Source organism: Leisingera daeponensis (assembly GCF_019801465.1).
Taxonomy (GTDB): Bacteria; Pseudomonadota; Alphaproteobacteria; order Rhodobacterales; family Rhodobacteraceae; genus Leisingera; species Leisingera daeponensis_A.
In genome coordinates, this window is sequence record NZ_JAHVJA010000002.1 from 419,705 (window position 1) to 442,326 (window position 22,622).

General features: G+C 62.0%; 15 protein-coding genes, 1 pseudogene and 1 riboswitch. Of the genes and pseudogenes, 1 reads left to right on the forward strand and 15 read right to left on the reverse strand.

Translation table 11 applies throughout. The features are described from left to right. Window positions 1-42 precede the first annotated feature (42 nt). The 3 genes from KUV26_RS06810 to KUV26_RS06820 all read right to left on the reverse strand — a co-directional run bounded on the left by KUV26_RS06810 (window position 43) and on the right by KUV26_RS06820 (window position 4,212). On the reverse strand, window positions 43-1,590 hold the full coding sequence (locus KUV26_RS06810; protein WP_222504957.1) for a BCCT family transporter: 1,548 nt from the start codon (window positions 1,588-1,590) through the stop codon (window positions 43-45). Window positions 1,591-1,648: 58 nt separating this feature from the next. Beyond that, a complete protein-coding gene (locus KUV26_RS06815; protein WP_222504958.1) occupies window positions 1,649-2,629 on the reverse strand; it encodes a membrane dipeptidase in 981 nt (326 codons plus the stop codon). A gap of 137 nt (window positions 2,630-2,766) precedes the next feature. Further along, complete coding sequence (locus KUV26_RS06820; protein ID WP_222507796.1) at window positions 2,767-4,212, reverse strand: aldehyde dehydrogenase family protein; 1,446 nt, start codon at window positions 4,210-4,212, stop codon at window positions 2,767-2,769. A gap of 104 nt (window positions 4,213-4,316) precedes the next feature. On the opposite strand from KUV26_RS06820, the gene KUV26_RS06825 reads away from it, so the two are divergent. Further along, complete coding sequence (locus KUV26_RS06825; protein WP_222504960.1) at window positions 4,317-5,201, forward strand: LysR family transcriptional regulator; 885 nt, start codon at window positions 4,317-4,319, stop codon at window positions 5,199-5,201. Between the two features lie 295 nt (window positions 5,202-5,496). Here the strand turns inward: KUV26_RS06825 and KUV26_RS06830 are convergent. The 12 genes and pseudogenes from KUV26_RS06830 to KUV26_RS06885 form a co-directional block, all read right to left on the reverse strand. Next, a pseudogene (locus KUV26_RS06830) lies at window positions 5,497-6,007 on the reverse strand (ABC transporter ATP-binding protein); the annotation flags it as partial. Continuing rightward, a complete protein-coding gene (locus KUV26_RS06835; protein ID WP_222504962.1) occupies window positions 6,004-7,053 on the reverse strand; it encodes a FecCD family ABC transporter permease in 1,050 nt (349 codons plus the stop codon). The pseudogene KUV26_RS06830 and the gene KUV26_RS06835, both read right to left, overlap by 4 nt. Then, window positions 7,050-8,060 (reverse strand): ABC transporter substrate-binding protein, encoded by a 1,011-nt coding sequence (locus KUV26_RS06840; RefSeq protein WP_222507798.1) that lies wholly within the window; start codon window positions 8,058-8,060, stop codon window positions 7,050-7,052. Before KUV26_RS06840 ends, KUV26_RS06835 begins: the two co-directional genes overlap by 4 nt. Before the next feature lie 142 nt (window positions 8,061-8,202). Beyond that, window positions 8,203-8,395: riboswitch (cobalamin riboswitch) on the reverse strand. Between the two features lie 306 nt (window positions 8,396-8,701). Then, entirely contained in the window at window positions 8,702-10,717 is a 2,016-nt protein-coding gene (locus KUV26_RS06845) for a putative 2-aminoethylphosphonate ABC transporter permease subunit (protein WP_222507799.1), read from the reverse strand. After that, on the reverse strand, window positions 10,714-11,829 hold the full coding sequence (locus KUV26_RS06850) for a putative 2-aminoethylphosphonate ABC transporter ATP-binding protein (protein ID WP_222507800.1): 1,116 nt from the start codon (window positions 11,827-11,829) through the stop codon (window positions 10,714-10,716). The genes KUV26_RS06845 and KUV26_RS06850 overlap by 4 nt, the downstream gene beginning before the upstream one ends. A gap of 138 nt (window positions 11,830-11,967) precedes the next feature. Then, window positions 11,968-12,951, reverse strand: a complete 984-nt coding sequence (locus KUV26_RS06855; RefSeq protein WP_261399762.1) for a putative 2-aminoethylphosphonate ABC transporter substrate-binding protein — start codon at window positions 12,949-12,951, stop codon at window positions 11,968-11,970. A 259-nt stretch (window positions 12,952-13,210) separates the two neighbouring features. Then, the gene (locus tag KUV26_RS06860) at window positions 13,211-14,782 is read right to left on the reverse strand and encodes an SGNH/GDSL hydrolase family protein (RefSeq protein WP_222507802.1); all 1,572 of its coding nucleotides are present in this window, start codon (window positions 14,780-14,782) and stop codon (window positions 13,211-13,213) included. Window positions 14,783-14,949: 167 nt separating this feature from the next. Beyond that, window positions 14,950-15,942: a C45 family autoproteolytic acyltransferase/hydolase gene (locus KUV26_RS06865; RefSeq protein WP_222507803.1), complete on the reverse strand. Its 993-nt coding sequence runs from the start codon at window positions 15,940-15,942 to the stop codon at window positions 14,950-14,952. A 5-nt stretch (window positions 15,943-15,947) separates the two neighbouring features. Beyond that, window positions 15,948-17,399: a biotin carboxylase gene (locus tag KUV26_RS06870; RefSeq protein ID WP_222504969.1), complete on the reverse strand. Its 1,452-nt coding sequence runs from the start codon at window positions 17,397-17,399 to the stop codon at window positions 15,948-15,950. 38 nt (window positions 17,400-17,437) lie between these two features. After that, window positions 17,438-20,182 (reverse strand): aminotransferase class I/II-fold pyridoxal phosphate-dependent enzyme, encoded by a 2,745-nt coding sequence (locus KUV26_RS06875; RefSeq protein WP_261399763.1) that lies wholly within the window; start codon window positions 20,180-20,182, stop codon window positions 17,438-17,440. Between the two features lie 50 nt (window positions 20,183-20,232). Further along, window positions 20,233-21,201 (reverse strand): carbon-nitrogen hydrolase family protein, encoded by a 969-nt coding sequence (locus KUV26_RS06880; RefSeq protein ID WP_222507804.1) that lies wholly within the window; start codon window positions 21,199-21,201, stop codon window positions 20,233-20,235. A gap of 366 nt (window positions 21,202-21,567) precedes the next feature. Next, window positions 21,568-22,605, reverse strand: a complete 1,038-nt coding sequence (locus KUV26_RS06885; RefSeq protein ID WP_222507805.1) for an extracellular solute-binding protein — start codon at window positions 22,603-22,605, stop codon at window positions 21,568-21,570. Window positions 22,606-22,622 lie beyond the last annotated feature (17 nt).

Below are 22,622 nucleotides of genomic sequence, written 5' to 3' on the forward strand. Positions count from 1 at the left end.
GATGATGTGCGGCCGGGCTCCCGCAGGCGCCCGGCCCTGTGTTCAGCCGGTCTTGCCCTTGGCCAGGGTGATGCGCAGCGCATCCCACAGCGAGGGCAGCAGCAGCAGCGACACCGGAACGGCGGTCACCACGATGAAGCTTTGCAGCTTGGACACCCCGCCGGCGCCCACCGAGATCAGGATCACGGCCATCAGGCCCATCGCGGCGCCCCAGAAGATCCGCACCGGCATCGACGGGTGGCCGTCGCGGCTCATGGTGACAGAGATAACATAAGTCATCGAGTCGCCGGTGGTGGCCACGAAGATGGTGGTCAGGACCAGGAACAGCACCGAGACCAGGAACCCCATCGGCAGCTGCTGGGTGATCGCCAGCAGTGCGGCCGGCAGGTTGAAGCCCTCAAACGCCGCCGCCACGGTGCCGGGGTTCTCCAGCTCAAAGGCGATGCCGGAGCCGCCGACGATGGTGAACCAGAAATTGGTGACGATGGGGGCGATGACCGACAGCATGATGATAATCGAGCGGATCGAGCGGCCGCGCGACACCCGCGCGATGAACATTGCCATCAGCGGCCCGTAGCCCATGAACCAGCCCCAAAAGAACACGGTCCACCAGCCCAGCCAGCCCGGCGCGCCGAACAGGCCCGCATCGCCGCGGTAGAGCGCCATGCCGAAGAAGCTGCCCAGATACTCGCCGAAGCCCGAGAAGAAAGTGGAGAAGATGAATCCGGTCGGCCCCGCCACCAGCATGAACAGCAGCAGACCGGTGGCCAGCACGACGTTGATCCGGCTCAGCAGCTGGATGCCCTTGGACAGGCCGGTCATTGCCGAAACGGTATAGAGCAGTACCAGCGCGGCGATCACTACGGCCTGGGTGGCGAAGCTGTTGGCGACGCCGAACAGGTCGCTCAGCCCGTAGCCGACCTGCAGGCCCAGGAAGCCGATCGGGCCGACGGTGCCCGCCACCACAGCGATGATCGAAGAGGCATCGGCAATCAGGCCGATCGGGCCGTTGATCGCCTTGTCGCCGAACACCGGATACAGCAGCGTCCGCGGCGCCAGCGGCAGGCCTTTCTCATAGTGGTAGTGCATCAGCATCACGGTGCTGAGAGAGCCGAGGATCGCCCAGGCCAGGAACCCCCAGTGCATGAAGCTTTGCGCCATCGCCGGGTTCACCGCGGCCGCGGTGCCGGCTTCGGCGCCGAACAGCGGCGGCGGCGACAGGAAATGCGCCATCGGCTCGCCTGCGGCCCAGAACACGCCGCCGCCGGCCAGCAGCGTGCACATGATCATCGAGCCCCACTGGAACACGGTGAACTCGGGCCGGGCCAGACCGCCCAGGACGGCCTTGCCGCCGGGCAGCACGCACAGCAGCAGGCCGATCAGGAATGTCGCCAGCAGCAGGAGCTGCCAGTAGAAGCCGAAATAGGTGGCGGCGATGTTGAATCCCCAGTCGACGGCGCCGGAGAGCGCGTCGAGGTTGAACAGCGCCAGCAGGCAGAAGCCTGCGATGAAGCCGCCGGAGATCAGGAACAGCGGCAGGTTGACCCTGCCGCCGTCCTTCGCCCCGATTTCAAGTGATGTGTCCGTCATAGCGTCCTCCCGTCGCGGCGCGGGACGGCGCCGCCGCATGGCCTTCAGCCTGATCCCCTCAGGCGGCAGTGAAATTGTCCTTGAAGAAGCGGTACCAGTTGCCGCCCATGATCCCTGCGACCTCTTCGGCATTCATGCCCGTGGCGCGCAGGCCCTCCTCGATGTTGCCGAAATCGCGGTTGTCCTTGAACCAGCCGGGCATTTCCGGGAAGCCCGGTGCGGCGGCTGATCCTTCGCCGTAGTCGATCTCCTTGGTCCAGCGGCCGACCCGCATCCACTCGACCACGCTGTCGGGCTGGTCTTGGCAGAGGTCGGTTCCGATGCCGAGGTGCTCAACCCCGTATTTCTCGGCGGTGCGGGCAATCATCTCGCAGAAGCTCTGCAGGGTGCAGGCAGACTTGTCCTTCAGGTGGTGCGGATAGACCGAGAAGCCCAGCATGCCGCCGTGGCCGGTGACAGCCCGCAGCACATCGTCCTTCTTGTTGCGCAGCGCCGGCGACCAATCATGCGGATTGGCGTGGGTGATGGCGATGGGCCGGGTGGATATCTCCGCCGCCTCGATGGTGGAGCGGTCGGCGGAGTGGCTCATGTCCACGACCAGGCCGACCCGGTTCATCTCCTTGATCACCTGCTTGCCCATGCGGGTCAGCCCCATGTCCTCGGCCTCGTAACACCCCGTGGCCAGCAGCGACTGGTTGTTGTAGGTGAGCTGCATGAAGCGAGCGCCGAGCGTGTGCAGGATCTCGACCAAGCCGATGTCGTCTTCCATCGGCGAGGGGTTCTGGAAGCCGAAGAACACCGCTGTGCGGCCGGTTTCGCGCGCCTTGTCGATGTCCGAGGCCCATTGCCCCTTCATGATCAGGTCCGGGTACTGCTCGAACCAGCGGTTCCACTTCTCGAAGTTCAGAACCGTTTCGCGGAAGTTCTCGTGATAGGCAATGGTGACATGGATCGCGTCCACGTTGCCCTCGCGCAGCTGGCGGAAGATCTTTTCCGACCAGTTGGCATATTGCAGGCAGTCGATACGGTATCCGGTCATTCAAGCACCTCGGTTTTCAAAGTCCAGCGCCCGGCCTTCTGGCAGCGGGCAGGAGGCGCCCGCCGCAGGGGAAACGAAGAGGGCGGGCGCTTCCGCAATCTGGCAAGCCGGTGTCCGGCACTGCCAGGGTTTCAGTCTCAGGCCGGTTTGCCGGCGCTGATGTAGGCGGTCTTGACGGTGGTGTAGAATTCCGCCGCTGCCTTGCCCTGCTCGCGCGGGCCATAGGAGCTGTCTCCGCGGCCGCCAAACGGCACGTGGTAGTCGGTGCCTGCGGTCGGCAGGTTGACGGTGACAACACCGGTGCGCGCGTTGCGACGGAAGTGGGTGGCGCGGGCCAGCGACTGGGTGACGATGCCCGAGGTCAGGCCGAAGTTGGTGTCGTTCACCACGCTCAGCGCCTCGTCATAGCTGCCGACCTTGATAACGGAGGTCAGCGGCGCGAACATTTCCTCGCGGTTGATGCGCATGTCGTTGGTGGTGTTCAGGAACACGCCGGGCGACATGTAGAAGCCCTCGTGCGGCATCTCCAGGCGTTGGCCGCCGCAGGCCAGCTCGGCGCCTTCGGATGTCCCCAGATCGACATAGGCCAGGTTCTCGTTCAGCTGCTGTTCGCTGACCACCGGCCCCATCTGCACGCCCGCTTCCAGCGCGTGGCCCACTTTCATTGCCTGCGCACCCGCCACCAGTTTTTCAACAAAGGCGTCATGCACGGCCGCGTGGACCACGAGCCGGGAGGAAGCAGTGCATTTCTGACCAGTGCCGCCAAAGGCGCCGCCCAGCGCCAGAGTGACGGCCAGATCCAGGTCGGCGTCGTCCATGACGGCCAGTGCGTTCTTGGAGCCCATCTCCATCTGCACCTTGGTCAGGTTCTGGATGGCGGCAGCGGCGATGCCCTTGCCCACCGGCACCGAGCCGGTGAAGGAGATCGCGTTCACCTTGGGGCTTTCGACCAACCGCTGGCCGATCGAGCGGCCCGAGCCCATAACCAGCGAGAACAGGCCCTTGGGGATATCCTGGCGCTCGATGATTTCGGTCAGGGCCACGGCAGAGGCCGGGGTGATGTTGGCGGGCTTCCAGACAACCGCGTTGCCGTAGCAGAGTGCCGGCGCAATTTTCCAGGACGCGGTTGCGGTCGGGAAGTTCCAGGGCGAGATGATGGCAACAACGCCCACCGCCTCGCGGCGCACGTCCACCTCGATGTCGGGGCGCACGGAGTCGGCGTTTTCACCGATCTGGCGCAGGCATTCGGCGGCGTAATAGGTAAAGAACTGCCCGGCCCGGTAGACTTCGCCCTTGCCCTCGGCCAGCGGCTTGCCTTCTTCGCGCGACAGCAGCGTGCCCAGCTCTTCGGCGCGCGCCATCAGCTCATTGCCGATGTTCATCAGAACCGCCTGCTTGCGCTCCAGGCCGTAAGCAGCCCACTCTCGCTGTGCAATCTGCGCCTGATCCAGCGTCGCCTCCAGCTGGTCGGTGCTGGCCTGGGCAAACATGCCGACCAGATCGCTCAGGTCCGAAGGGTTGCGGTTTTCGATTTCGCTTTCGCCCGCCAGCCATTCGCCGGCAATCAGGTTCAGTTTGGTCACGGAGAAGCCCCAGATGCTGAATTTCAGGTCTGCAGCAGGATGGACTCCCCGGAGAGCATCAGTCAAACTCAATTAACTGAAAGCAACTTCAGGAAAGTTGAAGAATGGCCCTGAAAATCGAAATGCTGCGCGCCTTTTGCACCGTAGCGCAGACTGGCAATCTGTCCGAGGCCGCGAACCGTTTGGGACGGACCCAATCGGCGGTGTCCATGACGCTGAAGCAGATGGAGGACCATCTTGGCAAGAGGCTGTTTGAAGGGGAGCGCAAGAACCAGTTATCGCCGCTGGGCGAGCAGGTTTTTGAGTTGGCGCAGAAGCAGGTGCGGCGCTTCGATCAAACCGTGCAAAGCATTGAACTGGCGGCAGAGGCCGCACATGGCCTGCTTCAGATCGTCTCGGTCCCATCCGTTGCCGCGCTGGTTTTTCCGCCAGTTCTGGAACACATGACGGCACGCCATCCCGGCCTCAAGGTGGAATTGCGCGACACCGACACGCAGGAGGTTCTGGATGCGCTGGCAGAGGGCAAGGCTGATATCGGCATCGCCTCCGGCTATCATCCGCTGAACGGTGTCAGGGCAGTGCCGTTGTTCGCGGACCGTTTCGGGCTGGTCTGCGCGACGGACCACCCGCTGCACCGGCAGGAGACCGCGCCCACGATAGCCGATGTGATCAGCTCGTCATTTGTCCGCAATGCCCTGTGCGGCCTGATCCGCAACGAGCGCTTTGTCGAGGCGAGCAGCAATGCGGATGTGACAATCCACAACACGCATTCGCTGATCACAATGGTCCGGACCGGCAAATGGGTCACGGTGCTGCCGCAGACCGTTGCCCGCTTCATGCCGGAAGCAACCGCCTTCCGGCCGATAGCCGACCTGCCCGATAAGCGGGAGGTCTACCTGTACCAGCGCGAACGCTCCCGCTTTGCGGCACTGGCCGAGGAGTGCTGCGCCTTCATTCAATCCTGCGACCTGTCCGGAGATCCCGGCTGACTGCCTTGGCAAGGCACGGCGCTGATAGATGTGCGGCGGCGGCTTCAGGCCAACTGGAAGGATAAAAAGGGAGCATCGCCCGCGGCATCCCGGGCCCAGCGGGCCTTGATACCGAAAAACTCGGAAACTGTTTCGGGAGCCAGCGCCTGCGCGGGCGCCCCCAGGGCCACCAGGCGCCCGTGCGACAGCACCGCCACCCGGTCGCAGGTCAAGGCCTGATTGAGGTCATGCAGAGCCACCACGGTGGTCACTTTCAGGTTCCGGATACAGTTCAGAATCGACAGCTGGTGGTGGATATCCAGGTGGTTCGTCGGCTCATCGAGAAGCAGAAGCCCCGGACGCTGTGCAAGGGCACGGGCGATGTGCAGCCGCTGCCGCTCGCCGCCGGACAGGGTGGACCATTCGCGCGGCGCAAATTCCTCCATTTCCACCGTGCGCAGCGCCTTGTCCACATGTTGCGTGTCTTCGCCGCTCCAGGGTTTCAGTGCCGACAGCCAGGGGGTGCGGCCCAGCTCGACGACAGACCGTGCGGTGATGCGTTCGGCCGTGTCGGCCTGCTGTTCAACAATTGCGATCCGCTGGGCAATTTCCCGGCGGGTGAGCCGGGCCAGCGGCTGATCCGCCAGCAGCACGTCGCCCTGCGAGGGCTTGGCCAGCCCGGACAGCAGCCGCATCAGGGTCGACTTGCCAGAGCCGTTAGGACCGACCAGCGCCAGCGTTTCTCCCGGCTGCACGGCCAGCGACACATCCTGCAGCAGGGTCTTGCCGCGCACAGAAAAGGACAGGCTGCGGGCTTCGATCTTCATCGTGCCGTCCTTTGGCCGCGCACCAGGATCACCGCAAAGGACGGCGCCCCGATCAGGGCTGTAACCACTCCGATGGGCAGCACCTGCCCGGGGATGATGATGCGCGACACGATATCGGCCGCGATCAGGAACACTGCCCCGGTCAGGGCCGCGACGGGCATCAGCCTGCGGTGGCCCGGTCCGACCAGGAACCGCGCCGCGTGCGGGATCACCAGGCCGACAAAGCCAATGGAGCCGACGATCGAGACCATAACCGCGGTGGTCAGAGCGGTGGCAAAAATCAGCACCAGCTGCACGCGGCGGACCGGGATCCCCAGCGAGGCTGCGGAGTCGCTGCCAAAAGTGAAAGCGTCCAGGGCACGCGCGTGAAACCGGCAGATCATCCAGCCTGCGATTGCCAGCGGCACTGCCAGCCATACGTCCGGCCAGCGCACGCCGCTGAGGTTGCCCATCAGCCAGAACATGATGCCGCGGGCCTGATCCGCATTGGCGGATTTGGCGATAATGAAAGCGGTCAGCGCATTGAACAGCTGCGAGCCGGCAATGCCTGCCAGCACAATCTGCGCCGCCGCAGCGCGGCTGCCCCCTGCCCCGGCGGCCCGTGCCAGAATGGCGACAAAGCCGAAGGCCAGGAGCGCCCCGTTGAAGGCGCCGAAGGACAGCGACAGTGCGCCGCCGCCAAGACCGGCAATGGTGACCGCAACCGCCCCGGTCGAGGCCCCTGCCGAGATGCCCAGAATGTAGGGGTCTGCCAATGCGTTGCGCAACAGGGCCTGCAGCACAACGCCGGCCACCGCCAGCGCCGCGCCGCACGCGCCCGCCACCAGCGCCCGCGGCAGCCGGTAGCTCCAGATGATGCCCTGATCCACCGGATCCACCGGCAGGCCGGCCCCGGCCAGCTTGTTGGCCAGAACCGAGAGCACCAGGTCAGGCGCAAGCGAGGTTTCCCCGATCATTGTGCCTGCCAGAACCGCCGCAGCCAGCACCGGCAGAGCCAGGCAAGCGCCCCGGGCGCCCTGCCATGCAAGTGCGGCGGCTGCGCTCATTCGCCGTTGCCGATCGCGCTGAGTTCAGCGGCCAGGTCTTCCAGCGCCGGGATCGCACGGATGGTAGCGTCCATCGCCTGGGCGTCCATCACCACGATCCGGTCGTTCTTGACCGCATCCATCTGGCTGGCAACCGGGTCGGTGCGCAGGAATTCCAGCTTCTTCTGATAGTCATCGGCGGCAAAGCGGCGGCGGTCCATACGGGCGATCACGATCACCGTCGGGTTGGCCTTGGCGATGGTTTCCCAGCCGACGGTCGGCCATTCCTCGTCGGTCTCGATGACGTTCTTCAGCCCCAGCTGTTTCATCATGTAGCCCGGCGCGCCTTTCTGGCCGGCCACGAACGGGTCGCTTTCCATTTCCGGGGAAGAGAACCAGAACACGGCGGAGGCATCCTCCAGCGCAACCTCCTGAGCCTTGGCAACAGCCGCAGCCTCGCGGGCCTTGTAGTCGGCGACCAGCTCGGCACCCTTATCGGCCTCGCCAAAGATCGCAGCCAGTTCTTCGATCCCCTGGTAGAGGCTGTCGGTGGTGAACATTTCGGTCCGGGTGCCGTCGCCGCCGGTGGTGTTGTCCTTGCCGACGCAATCAGCGGGCATCACGTAGGTCGGGATGCCGAGGTCGTGGAACTGCTCGCGCTTGGCGACGATGCCTTCGGGGCCGACGTGCCATTCATACTGGGCAGCCACCAGGCCGGGCCGCTTGGCCACCACGCTTTCAAAGCTGGGGTCGTTGTCGGCAAGGCGCTCGACCTTGGCATTCAGTTCCGCATATTCCGGCAGAACCTCGTTGAACCAGACCGAGGTCCCCAGTACCTTGTCGCCCAGACCCAGGGCATAGAGCACCTCGGTGGCGGCCTGGCCGACGGTCACGGAGGACGCAACCGGCGCCTCGAAGGTGACGGTTTCGCCGCAGTTTTGAATGGTCAGCGGAAATTTGTCGCTGGCGGCGGCAGCCTGGGCCGCAGCGATGAAGGAAAGGCCCAGAAGGCCGGAACGCAGGAACATGATCTTCGATCTCCATGTGTCAATGACCGGAGAACGGGTGAAAGGGCATTGACCGGCAAGACGGAGGGCCAGTCCCCCCTTTTGCGGTGCCGGGTAGCGGCAGCGCATCTTACCGGCAACCTCCCCGGACAACCCCGTCCGGTGTGTTTCGGTTTTCACCGGCAGGTCTCCTGACTGGCGGGTCACTGTCTGCCCCGTCTTCCCGGACCGTTCGGCCCAGTGACACGATGGGACAGCACTCGCCGCCTACAGTTGCGGGGGCAGTTCCGTTTGGCGCCTTGCGGCACCGCGGATTCCCTCTTAGCCCTTTCGGGACCGGTGAAACGCGGGTAGCGCATCCCATTTGCCGCGGCAAGAAAAAGTTCATGCCCCCGGCCGCGCCCGGCGGCAGATGACGACCGGTTTTGCCTCTGGTGGAGAATTCCGGAAACGGCCTGGGCTGCACGTTGAAGAACACATCAAAGGGCTGAGAGCTCTGGTCAGAGCCGGTGGCCTTTTCCGGTTTGATGCCGCAATGAACACTTCGTTGCCCAAAGGCAAAGGCATGAACTGGCAGCGCCGATATCTTGCATGAACGCCTCCGACCGGCGCAGATTTTTTGTCTGCGCCGGTCTCAGCAATTCACCTGACGGAAACAGCCGCTAGCGGCTGCGCCAGGCCTGGGTCTTTTTCAGGATGCCGCGGGACGCAAGCAAGTGGATGATCCGGGCCAGCGCGTTGGTGTAGAAGATCATCATCCCCATGGCAGCAGCCGGAGCGATGTCGCCTGCGTCATCCATGTTCAGCACCGCAATCGATGCCAGCGTGGTCTTGGGCGAATAGAGGAACACCACCGCAGACACGGTCGTCATCGCGTTAACGAACAGATAGATGGATATGTCCAGCACCGCGGGCAGGCAGACCGGCACCGTGACGCGGGCAAACAGCTTCATGGTCGGCTGTTTGAGCGAAGCCGCCACCGATTCAAACTCCCGGTCCATCTGCTTCAATGCCGTCACGGCAGTCAGGTGCGACACCGTGTAGAAGTGGGTGACGGTGCAGACCACCAGGATCGCCATGGTGCCGTAAATCGCATTGAGCGGATTGGCCGGATTGTTGAAGAAGAAGATGTAGGCCAGCCCCAGCACCATCCCCGGGATGGCCATCGGCAGCATGGCAAACATCTGGAAGAGGGCGCGGCCGGTGCGGAAACCCTTGGACTTTTCCACCAGATAGGCGCCGAAGAACACCACCGCAGTGCCGGCAACAGCCGTCATCAGCGCCAGTTTAATTGAGTTCACATAGGACCCCCAGCCGCCGCCATCCATTCTATCGAACTGGTAGTTGTTGAGGCTGAGACTCAGGTCATAGGGCCAGAACTTTATCAGCGCGGCAAACTGGCAAACCGCCAGCAACCCGGCGATGAAAATGCCGATCAGGGTGCAATAGGCAAAGAAGATCCGGTCCATCTTCTTGTTCGGCTGCGGCTCATACGGGACCGAGCGGGCGGACAGCAGCGCCACCTGCTTGGACTGCACCAAGCGGTCGATGGCAAAGGCGAGGATCGCCGGGATCACCAGCACCACCGAGACCACCGCGCCCATTTCGAAGTTCTGCTGGCCAATCACCTGCTTGTAGATATCCACCGCCAGGACGTTGAACTGGCCGCCGATCACCTTGGGCAGGCCAAAGTCGGTGATCACCAGGTTGAAGACCACGAAAGCTGCCGAGATCAGCCCGTAGCGCGCGCCCGGCACGGTAACCGTCCAGAAGGTGCGCCAGGGGCTGGAGCGCAGGCTGGCCGCAGCCTCGTAAAGGCGGGCGTCAGAGATCGCCAGCGCGGTGGAGATGATGATGAAGGCGTGCGGGAAGGTGAAGAAGACAGAGCCGATCACGATGCCTATCGGTCCGTAGATACTGGCTCCGAACAAAAGCTCCTTGATCATGCCCTGGTTGCCGAACAGGTAGACCAGCGCGATACCGGGCAGCAGCGACGGCACCAGGATCGGCGCCATGGCAATGAGGCGGAACACGCCCTTGTATTTCATGCAGCTGCGGTTCAGCGCGTAGGCGAACCAGAAGGCCAGTGACACGGTGACAACCGTGCTCAGCACCGCAATCCACAGCGAGTTCTTGATCGAGTTGAACAGCGCGGGCGTCGAGAAGTAGGAGACAAAGTTATCAAGTCCCTGCGCCTTAACGGGCCGCAGCTGCACCCGGCGGAAGGTGTTGGAGTCGAGCGTGACCCAATCGGTGCCGGTCTGCAGGTTGGAACCGATCAGAAAGCGGCCCGTATCGGTGGTATTGCGGATCTGGTACATCACCGGGCTGCGGAAGCTGAAGTCCGGGAAGAAACCGGTGACTGGCAGCCGCCCGTCGGCGCCGGTGGACAGATCGGCGTCGGCAAAGGTGTTTGTACGGGCGTTGAGTTCAGCACCGGTCAGGATGGTGCCGTCGAACCGTCCCGCCTCGTTGCTCACCTGGAATTCATATTGCGAGAGTTCCACCCGGTAGGTGGAGAAGGATTTCGACAGCATCGCATAGAGCGGGAAGACCAGCGACACGACCAGATAAAGAGCAATGATGATCATGCTGCCGCGCATGATGATGTCGTCGCGGCTGAGCTTGCCTTTAACCGCCGGGCCGGAGGGCAGCATGTCCTGTGCGGTATCGGTCATTGCTTTGCCCCTTCCCCGCCGGCAACGGGAAAGGCCATCAGCCGGTTGTCGGGCAGTTCGATTTCCATCTGGCAGCCGGCCTCCAGTCCCAGGCGCCGCACTGCATTGATAGAGAAGTCGGCGATCAGCTCCTTGCCGCCGAAACGTTTGTTGGTCAGGCGGCAGCGCCAGAACGAACCCAGAAATTCCATTTCGGCCAGCTGAACGTCGATGCAGTTGCGGTTGCCGCTGGTTTCCAGATAACCGGCCTCATGCGGGATCACGTCCTCGGGCCGGACCGCGGCGATCACCGGGGTGCCGTCAGCTAACCCGTGCGGCAGGCAGGCAAAGGTCTTTTCACCCACGGCCAGGCGGCCTCCTTTGGCAACCGAAGAACCGATCTGATTCATTTCGCCGATGAAGTCGGCAACAAACAGATTGGCGGGCTCGCGGTAGATTTCCGTGGGGGAGCCGACCTGCTCAATCACGCCGTGGTTCATCACCACGATGCGGTCGGCCATGGCCAGCGCTTCTTCCTGGTCATGGGTCACCATAATGGTGGTGACGCCCAGCTTGCGCTGGAGCTCCTTGATCTCGTGGCGAAGGTGGACGCGCACCTTGGCATCCAGCGCCGACAGCGGCTCATCCAGCAACAGAAGGCCGGGGTTGGTGGCAATGGCGCGCGCCAGGGCAATCCGCTGCTGCTGGCCGCCGGACAGCTGTGCCGGGTACTTGCGCCCCTGGTCAGGCAGGCCGACCAGCTCCAGCAGTTCCCGCACGCGGGCCGTGATTTCCGCCTTGCTGCGGCCCGCGTTTTCCAGGCCGAAGGCAATGTTCTTTTCGATCGTGAGGTTCGGGAACAGCGCATAGGACTGGAAAACGATGCCGAAGTCCCGCTCCGACGGCGGCAGATTGGAAACGTCCTGGCCGCCTTGGGTCACCGTGCCCTTGGTTTGCAGGTCCAGGCCCGCAATGGCGCGCAGCAGAGTGGTCTTGCCGCAGCCGGAGGGGCCGAGGAAGCAGATGAATTCGCCTTCCTTCACGTCGAGGGAGATGTCCTTCAGCGCGATGAAGCTGCCGAAGGCTTTCCAGAGGTCGCGTATGCTCAGGTAGGTTTCTTTTGGCGGGATCATTTGAAGCACGTCGTCAGTCCTTGCATATGCCGGCGCCGCACCTTGGCTGTCATCAGCAGGCGGCAGGGCTCAGGGCATGGGGCAATTTGATACAGGAAGGCGGAAGGGGCGAAGGGCAGGCCCTCCGCCCCGGAAGGCTTATTGCGCCTCCGACTTTCCGTCGTAGCGGGCCTGCCATTCCTTCAGGATTGCAGCGCGGTTGTTCGCGGCGAACTCGAAATCGTTGTCGATCATCGCGTCCAGCAGGCCTTCGGGGAAGTGCTCCACCGGCTTTGCAACCCCGGGATAGGCCACCACGGCATAGCCGGTGTTGTACATCTCGTTGGCTTCCTTGGTGACAGTGAAGTCGACGAGCTTCTGCGCTGCTTCCAGATTTGCTGTGCCCGCGACAATAGCGGTTGCCTCCATATCCCAGCCGACACCCTCGGACGGAACGATGATTTCCAGCGGCGCGCCCTCTGCCTTGGACTTGGCGCCGCGGAAGGCGAAGGAGATGCCGATCGGGATCTCACCTGCGGCAGCCAGTTTGCACGGCTTGGAGCCGGAATGGGTGTAGCGTGCGATATTTTCATGCAGCGCATCCATGAACTTCCAGCCCTCCTCCTCGCCGAACATCTGCAGCCAGCTGGAAACATCCAGGAAGCCGGTGCCGGAGGAATTCGGGTTCGGCATGATCACATGGCCGGCATACTGGGGATCGGTCAGGTCCTTCCAGGACGTGGGCGGCGTCAGCCCGAGCTTTTCCGCCTCAACCGTATTGTAGCAGACCGAGGCCACCCAGGCGTCCATCCCGACCCAGCTGGGCGGGTTGTCGCCATCGACGAATTTGGGGTCGAGGTTTTCAACACCGGCCGGGGCATAGGGCTCCAGCATGCCTTCGGATTTCAAGAGCAGCAGCGAGGTCGCCGCCAGCCCCCAGACCACATCGGCCTGCGGATTGTCACGCTCCGCCAGCAGCTTGGCGGTGATGATCCCGGTGGAATCCCGCACCCAATTGATATGGATGTCCGGATGGCTCTGATTGAAAGTCTCCGCGTACCGCGCAAGATCTTCCGCCTCCACCGCCGTGTAGACGGTCAGCTCTGTTTCTGCCAGCCCGGCGCTGGCGGTTGTCATAGTCAAGGCCAGTGCGGTTAAGAATGACGCTTTCTGTTTCATGGATTTCCTCTGTTGGCATGGTGTCGTTTTTGCACGCCTTCTGACGAGGCGCTTTGGACTTATTGCTTTTGGTGACTGGCAGTTTGACAGAATTACAGAGCAAGAAAAATCGATTATACACATCACATCATAGGCTCAGCCTATAACCATTTTTTTGGTCAGGGCGGCGATCCCGCGTCAGCCCCGACCGTTTCATTTTCCGGAAATGCAAGGCCAACCCGGGCTAGCTCAGCAGATCATCATTGGCTGCGGGAGCGGAAACCACGCCCCAATAATCGGCTGGAACAAACCAGTCGAAACTGTCAAATGCGGTTGCGATGCCGCCGCGGCCTGCAATTGCGTGAATGGCCTCGATACCAAACACGGTGATACCGAGATCGCTAAGAACACCATTCGCATTGCCAGCCTTGAAGGCGGCGTAGCTGGCATCATCCAGGACAAGATACAGGGTGTCGTTTCCTGTCCCGCCGCGGAAAACATCCTGTGATGGCCCGCCGCCGCCAATGAGTGCGGATTCAGTGAAGACAAAAGTGTCGTCGCCCGCCCCGCCGAACACCAGGTCATCGCCGCGTCCGTCTGCGATCACGTCATTGCCAACCGCGCCGCGCAATAAATCCGCACCGTCACCGCCGCTGATGACATCATTTTGACTGCCACCGTTCAGGGTGTCATTGCCGCTGCCGCCGATAAGAATATCTTTGCCCTTTGCTCCATAGACCCTGTCATTTCCGCTGCCGCCGATCACGACGTCAGCACCGCCGCCTGCATTGACGGTGTCATCACCGCCCAGTGCAAAAACAGCGTTTGCAGCGCCCCCTTCGCGCAGGAGCGTGCCGCGATCATCCAACAGGGATGTCCTGCCGCCGCCCATTACGAATTCGGCGTAGGCGCCCCAGATCTGGTGCGGCGTTTCCGCCGGGTGGATGGAATCCCAGGCCAGAACCTGATCGCTGCCGAACGCGCTTCCATCGATCAGATAATCCGTCCGGTCCGCGAGAAGGCCAAATCCCGCAGGATCCTCAGTGATCGCCTGAGACACCGCAAACAGGTCAACGGCCCTGGCATCGCTTCCCTCGGCGACGAGGACTGCAATGGCTTCCGCGATCCTGCCATTGAAAGTGTCGACTAAAAGATCCGCGAAACCGGCCTGAACCGGGGAGAGTGTATCGAACTCCGGATAAAACCCGTCCGCAGGCTGGGTGGCGAGAAACACTGTGCCGACCCCGGCCCCAATGGCGGTACGGGCGGCGGAGAGGATCTGCGCGATCAGCCCCTCTATGACCGGTGTTGCAAGGGACAGGAAATCGGCCTGGGTCGTGATTTGCTGCTCCTGAACGGTGTCCAGCAGGTCAATGAAGTCATTTCCCCCAATGAGAAAGAACGCAGCCGAATCCGCCGGGACACCGCCCGCGGCATCCTCGGTGAAATCCGCGACCTGGGCTTCGAGGTCTATCAGGTCTTGCAGAATGCTGTCGCCCAAGGCAGTGGCCGTTGCCACCGCATAATTCACCACCTCAAACCCGCCGAGAGCGGCCGCATAGCTGGCATGGGTCAGCGCGTTGGTTATTGCGCCTTCCGGGCCGGCTTCGGAAAAACTGTCTATGATGGTCTGCCGGGCGGCAACTTTGGCTTCGGCCCGCAGACGGTCCAGATCGCCTGACGATGGGAAGCCGCCGAAACTTGCGATCAGATCCAGCAGGATGAATGGTTCAATGGCCGACGCCAGAAGATCAACAGCGTTGCCTTCGTCAGTCAGGCTGTCGCCGAAGTAATAGACCCGCGAAAATGGTGTCATCGGTCCCCCCTTCCGAGTTCCGGCAGAGCAGAATCACAGTTGCTGGATCGAAAGAGAACAAGGCGCGGCACTTTCAACCCAGTGCCCTGCAGCATGTTTTTTGTGCGCGCCCCTGCTGAATATGGAGCGCTCGGTCGGCAAGGCAAGCTTGCTCTCCGCGGCCGCTGCTAGCCCGAGGACTGGCTATACAAGTCGGGGTAGTCAACGCCGAGGCGGCCCGCGTCAAAGCTGTCCAATTTCTTGCGCCAAACCCGGCCGGGCCACAGCAGTTCCGCTGTCAGGTCGCAGGGATGATACGCCGCCGTGTAAAGCGTGCCGAACCCTTTGTCGAAAGCCAGCGAATAGAGCGGCGGCTTCAGGAACGACCCGGTGAATTTATCCTTGGTTTCCGGATGCAGGGTCAGGCGCTGCAGCAAAAATCGCTCCCGCTCCACCGAGGCTGTCAGCCGGGCGTGGCTGGTCCATTCGACGCGTTCCTGATGGTTGGTGGCTACCGCCGCCCGGGTGATGACAGTGGGCCTGTCGGGCGCAAGGTAGGCGGTAAAGAAGTTCCGCCTGCGGTCCAGCACTGTCACGTTATAGCTCATATGGCAGGGCACACGGCGCAAAACGTCCTCCGCCTCATCCAGTGCGGTACAGGTCTGCAAGATGTATCGCAGGATCAGCGGCACGCCAAAGCCGTCCCCCATCGCGCGGCGCCCGCCGAAAGTGAGCGACACCGTGAGCCCAGCGTCGTTCATTCCGTCCAAGAGGCCGAACAGCCCGTCGGTGCTGCCCATCACCTGCCGTCCGCCCCAGCCGGACTTCAGGAACACCGCGTCGAAGGCCGCGGGGTTGTAGTCATAGTTGCGCACCAGCAGCGGCTCCCTGCCTTGCCAGATGGCCTGGCTGCACCCTGCCAGATAGCGCGGCGGGCAGTAGAAGCTCAGGAAGCGCGCTTCCATATCGCCGCCGCCGGCCGCGGCGCACAACTGGTCGTAGATACCCAGTATCTCAGGCATATACGCATTGAGCGCCCGGCGGCACTCCGCATATGTCGGGCGGCCCGTCAGCCCCTCCCCCGCCCACCAGTTCAGGTAAGCGGTACGGTATTCATAGAAGAGCCCGGCCAGTTGCTGTCCCGGCTCCGCCTCCTCGACGGCGCGGAATGTCAGTTTCATGCAGCCTACATAATCTTGAACGCCGGATCCTCAAAGGCCTGCGCCGAAGGCAGCGGCCGCGCCGAATAAGCGTTCTTGATGCCGTCGATCCAGCGTTTCGATTTCTCTGTCAGCTGGAAGCCCTTGGTCATCGACCGGCCGCGGGTGACCAGGATGCCCAGATCAGCGCCTTCGTAGCGGTAATCCCCAGCATTGGAAATGCGCAGGAAGAAGGCTTCATCCTCGCTTTCCACCGCACGGCGGTGGTAATCGAAGCGGTCAAAAACCACCTGGCCGTCCGGCAGCATCCTGTAGATGCCGGACTCCGGGGCTTTGGTCACGATGTCCACGGTGTCCTCCGTGTGCTTGATCACCATCTGCGACCAAGAGTCGATCATGTCCGGATCCGCCCAGCGCGCGTTCAGTTCCTCCACATCCAGCTTGAATGGCTTCTTCGAGAACTCCAGCAAATGGAACAGGAACAGCGGCGCATCGGCATGCGCAAAGGCAGCGTGGTTGGTCATCGAGGACGCCCCGGTGATCCGCGGGTTAAGTTCGCCCAGCCAGATATCGCCGGTTTTCTTGTCGATCAGGAAATCCAGCTCGAAGTAGCCGCTGTAACCTTCCTTGCGCAGCTGCTCGCCGAATTTGAAAGTCAGCTCGCGCGCCTTTTCACGGGTCTTCGGCGGGAAAGCCGTCGAGAAAATCTCGTTGCCGCACCAGCCGCCGCGGTACGGGGTCAGTTCCTTGAAGCCCACAAGCTCTGTCATCAGCGGGCCGACAATAGTGCCCTCAGACGTGCAGCAGGCCTCAATCGCTGATCCCCGGCAGTCGATCCGCTTCATGATCTTTATTTCGCCCTGGCCGACAATCTCATGCTCGTGCTTGCGGAAATCGGCCTCGCTTTTGATGAAGAAGGTGGTGTGGCCGGAATCCCCGAAGGCGCTTTGCAGCACAAGGTCGTCGCCCAGATCCGCCTTCTTGCAGATTTTCGTGAGATGGTCGTAGCTCTCGACCTTGGACAGCGTATTGGGCACTGACGGCACCCCCGCCTTGTTGCCGACGCGCACTGTCTCGATCTTGTTGTCCATCTTGGTGCGCAGCTTTGCCTTCGGGAACCAGACCTCGCCGCCGATCTCCTTGGCCAGCTTTTCGGTTTTTTCATCGAACATCAGGAACACGAATTTGGGCTTGCCGCCGCGCGCCTTTACGTAATCGATGACCTCCTTGTGCTGCAGCAGGTAGTTGTTGATATCCTCGATCGACTGGAATTCATCATGCGGCAGCTCAGACGGCACCAGCACATTGGGATGGCGGCCGTCGAAACAGTCCATGTAGCAGATGTATTTGAAATTCTTCACCCATTCATCAAGCCCAAGAAGATTGAAGTTCGTCGCTGAGACAAAATAGATCGGGTCCGAGTTGGTGTGAAAATAGCGGCGGATCTCCGAAATGTTGTTCAGAACTTTCTTCGGCATGTATCTTCTCCCTGTTGATTTTGCTGTCTTCCGGACTTCTATTTCTTGACGGATTTAAGGGCCTCCTTGGTGAAAACCCGCAGGCCCAGGTCAGCGCGGTATCCGTGGATCTCGCTGACATCCAGGGCCCGCATGAATGACAGGATTTCCGGGCTGATGACCTGCCCGGGCACCAGGATCGGGAAGCCTGGAGGATAGGGGATAATAAAGCTGGATGACACCAGCTCCTCTCCCGCTTCCAGGCGCTGCATCAGGCTGTCGTCAGTCGGAATGTAGTCGCAGTTGTCCTCGTTGTAGGCGAGGAAGAAGGCCGTGCGGATGTCGCCCTCGGGCGTGTCCTTGCCGTGCCGGAAGGCGTCGTGAAAGCGGCTGAAATCGGGCAAGGGCGGCACATGCTCCACCAGGGCCGACACCCGGTTTTCGAAGGAGCGGCGCTCCATTTTGGAGGCATCGTCCAGCAATTCGTCCAGATCGTTGGCGATCTCCACCATCACCTCGATCAGGTAGGCAACCGAAGACCGGGTGGTGCCGATATTGGTCATGAACAGCACGGTGTTGCGGGAGGTCTTGTTGATCTGGATCCCGTATTTGTCCATCAGGATCTTGGTCTTGAAGGTATCGCCGTCCCAGCCGGTGCCGCCCACCGCCAGGGTGACGCGGGTCGGGTCCAGCACGAATTCATCCTGGCCCCACATGTTCCAGGTGTCCGCCCAGCCATGATCGGGGTCATAATAGGCTTCAACCCCGCTTTCCCGGAAAGCTTCCGGGATCATGTCGCCGGCCGTCAGCACCCGGAAGTACTTGTTCAGCAGCGGATTGTCCGAAACGGCGCGGCGGATGGACATCGCGCTTTCAATCTGTTTCTGGACGAATTCGAACCCTTCCAGTTCCACTTGGCGCCGGCCCACATCCAAAGAGGCGATGATCTGGTAATTGGGGGAGGTAGAGGTATGCGTCATGTAAGCCTCATGAAAGGCCTGCTCGACCTCCCCCTTGAAGTCCTGATCGTTGACATGGATCATCGATCCCTGGCGCAGCGATGTCAGCGTTTTGTGGGTGGATTGCGTCGCATATGCCCGCACCCTCGCATCCGGCGGCGGCACCAGCCGGGTGTCCAGCCAAACCTCCTCATCCGCATCTTCCAGCGCCTTCTGCTGCGCCTCCCAGGCCTCTACGGTTTCCTTGGTGCGCAGCGTCTCCCTCAGGGTGTTGGCAACCCCCATTGCGGTGCGCTGGCGGTAGGTGGGATCAAACCGTGCAAACCCGAACCAGGCCTCGTCCCACAAGAAGATCAGGTCCTTCTTGATCGCCAGGCACTCCTCCATCACCCGGCGCACATTGTAGACGATGCCGTCAAAGGTGCAGTTGGTCAGCAGAACCATCCGCACCCGGTCCAGCTTGCCCGCGGCCTTCAGGCGCAACAGGGTGTGCTTGATTTCCCTGAGCGGCACCGCGCCGTACATCGAATGCTCATGCAGCGGATAGCTGTCCATGTAGGCAACGCTGGCACCCGCCAGCACCATCCCGTAATGATGCGACTTGTGGCAGTCGCGGTCTACCAGAACGATGTCGCCGGGCCGGACCACCGACTGCACCACGATCTTGTTGCAGGTCGAGGTCCCGTTGGTGGCAAAGAACGTGTGCTTGGCCCCGAAGGCCCGCGCCGCCATATCCTGGGCTTCCTTGATCGGTCCGCGCGGCTCCAGCAGGCTGTCCAGGCCGCCAGAGGTGGCGGAGGTTTCCGCAAGGAAAATATTGGAGCCGTAAAACGCCCCCATGTCCTGGATCCAGTGCGAGCGGCTGATCGATTTGCCGCGGCTGATCGGCATCGCGTGGAACACGCCCGTAGGCTGTTTTGAATACTCCTTGAGCGCGGTGAAGAACGGCGACCGGTAACGGCGGTCCACCCCGCGCAGGATATTCAGGTGCAGCTCCTGGAAATCCTCCTGATTGTAGAACACGCGGCGGCAGCGGCCCAGGTCCAGCCCGGCGATGTCCTCGGCGGACCGGTCGGTGACCAGATAAGCGTCCAGCTCGGGCCGGATCTTCTCGATCAGGCGGCAGGCTTCGGGTCCGTATTCATGCGGCTCGATGGCATCAACCTCTTCCTCTTCACTGACGCGGGTCAGATACTGGCTGAGGATCGGCAGCTCGATGCGGGACTTCAGCGACAGGCCCGGCCGCACCACCACGGCCTGCACATTGTAGTTGAAGAGAATGCCGATCAGCGCATCCTCCAACGACGGCACGATGACCGGCTCATAGATGAACGGGTCTTCCACGCGGCGCATCCGCAACAGGTTCTGCCGCAGGAAGCGCTCTTGCGATTCCGACACGTCATCGACGATCAGAACCTCGAAGTAGGGCCGCCCCAGCGCCCGGGCTTCGGGCGCAAGCGAGGCTTCGTCCTCATAATCCTCGTTATCAATCTCTTCCGAGGTCAGCGGGATGGAGCGGCGCCTGTAGGCCCCGGAGGTCAGCGCCCGGGCAATGCGGCGGACCGTCACCGACAGATCGTCGGTATTGCCGTTCTGCAAAAGCCTGCGCAGGTGCTCGAAGGCATGGATCCCCGGAAAGGCCCAGTATCTTTCGACTGGTGCCAGAACCTCCAGAAGATGTTCGGCGGTGGCCATCAGCTTCTGGCTTTGGCGCCCCTCCCGGCTCTGCCGTGCGAGGCCTTCTGCGGCCTCGCGCAACGCGCTCCACCTGTCGGCGCGAAGCTGCGTTGCGCTGTAGTAATCCCGGATCGACGGCAACTTCTTCTTCCGCGAGTGCAAGTTCAAAACCTGCCTCCTTTCTGTCGCGTCAGGACCGGTGCCGCCGTCCAGTCCGGTTAATCTGACCCCGTTTTCCCTTCATAAACGGAGAAATGGTGCGGCGAATGGAACGTCTGTTCTAAATTCTGCAGCGAGCTTCTGGGATCAGCGGTTTGCAAACCGCGCAGGGACCCTTGTGCCGGCGTTTCCAGCGGGCCCAGGGTCCTGAGGTAAGCGTCCGCACCGCTGCTGCGGTCGTAAACGGTGAACTCGGCCTCGCGGTCGCGGAAGCTTTTCAGCACCTGGCCCAGCCCTTTCAGGCCGGTTTCACGCTGCCGCCGGACCTGATCCAGGTCGATCTCGATCGGGAACATGTCCTCTTGGCCCGCGGACTGGTGCAGCACGGTGGCTGAAGGGTCCACGACAAGCGACCGGCCGACACCGCCGGCACCCAGGCCGTTGACGTCAAAGACAAAGCACTGGAACTGCGCCGCCGTTGCCCGGGCAATCGCTATCTCGGCATCACGGTCGGTGGTGCCGGTCAGCACCGGATGCAGCAAAACCTCGACCCCCTGGCTGGTCAGCTGGCGGGTGGTTTCTGGGAACCAGATATCATAGCAGATCGACAGGCCGAAACGGCCGACCCCCGGCACGTCGAACACGCAGAACTCGGTGCCTGCCGAAATTCCGGCTTCATACGGGCGGAACGGGAACATCTTGGAATACTTAGCGGCAATCTCGCCCTGCGGGTTGATCACTACGGAAGTGTTCAGGATCCGGCCATCCTCTGTCTTTTCAAACATTGAGCCGGGGATCAGCCATATTCCAAACCTGCGGGCGTCTTCCTGGAACTGTTGGATGACATCATTGGGAAACGGCTGCGCAAACCGGTCGAGCGGCCCGTAGGGCGCCAACTCTGAAAACAGAACCATTTGCGTCCAGGGGAAACGGGCCATCAGGATTTCAATCCGGTGGCGCATCGCCTCAACATTCGAGTGCAATGCGCCGACGTGCATTTGAACACCAGCAATAGCAAAAGGTGTCATAGGGCGGGGAACTCCAGCTTTCTTTGTTAAAGATAGTTTATGACCGGTTCGAAACCTTGGCTAGAGCGGATTATCGCCCCGCGATTCCCGTTAGCCCCGCCCGTGTTCAGAGGGTCCTGGCCCGGCGGTGCGGCCTGTCAGAAGGAACCGGCTGCTCCTGATGAAGGCGCATTCTTTCGCTCACTGCAGGCCGCATCGTCAAGTTGTGCGCCGCTCCTGCACGGTTGCTGTTTGGCTGCACCGGAGGGCACGTCTTCCCGGAAAACTGCCGGCGGGAGTAAGAAACGCCAGCTTGTCTCAACAACAAAAACCCCGGGCAAAGGATGCCCGAGGCCGATTGCCCTGCCGGGCGTTCAAGGGAGGTTCCTACTTCTTGAGGTTGGTCCAGATCTGATCATAGACCGCCTGGGTTTCCTGGTCGCAGACCTTGATGAATACGCCGTCGCCCGCATTGGCATGAGGGTTCTTTTCCGGTTGAGCGGCAAGAGCGGGATCCAGGTATTCCGCAACCCCGGTCACACCGGCGTTGTACTGCGCATAGTTCGTGACCGCGGCAATGTTTTCCGGCTCCAGAAGGAAATCCATGAATTTCAGCGCATTATCCCTGTTGGGCGCGTCCTTCAGCAGAACCACATTGTCCATCCAGGCAACGTACCCCTGGGTCGGATAGGCATATTCCACATTGGCGCCTTCCTCGCGGGCCTTGGCGGCAAAACCGTCATAGATCTGCCCCACCGCCGCATCGCCCGACACCAGCACCTCTTTGGCGGTGTCGGAGTTGAAGGAGGCCCAGTGCTGCTTCGCCTCCTGCAGCATCGCGTTCAGCGCCTTCAGCTGCTCGCGGTCGGTGGAGCACTGCGGAATGCCCATGTGCAGAGAGGCCATCGCCATCACTTCACCCTGGCTGTCGAGCATGTTGATTTTGCCAGAGAGTTCCGCCGGTGGTTCAAACAGTATGCCGGTGGTCTGGATGTCGCCGCTGTAGGCGTCGCGGTTCACGGCAAAGGAGGTTGAGCCCCACTGATAGGGGATCGAAGACGCCCGGCCCGGGTCGAAGCTGGGGTCGGACCATTCCGGCGCGATGTTGCCTTTGTTTGCCAGTTCCCCGTCGGCAATGGTGTCCAGAAGGCCCTCCCCCGCCATGATGCTGACCATATAATCGCCCGGCACTGCCAGGTCATAGGTGCCCATGCCGCCTGCCTTCAGCGTGGCCAGCATGGACTCGTTGGAATCGTAGGTGTCCATCGTCACCTCGATGCCGGTTTCGGCGGTGAACGTATCCAGCACCTCCTGCGGCATATATTCGAACCAATGGTACAGGACCAGCTTGCCCTCGGCGGCGGCGGCATTGGAAGCGACACTCAAAGCAAGTGCGGCGGCGCTGGATTTCAGCAGGTTATTCATGTGTTTCCCTCCAAGTT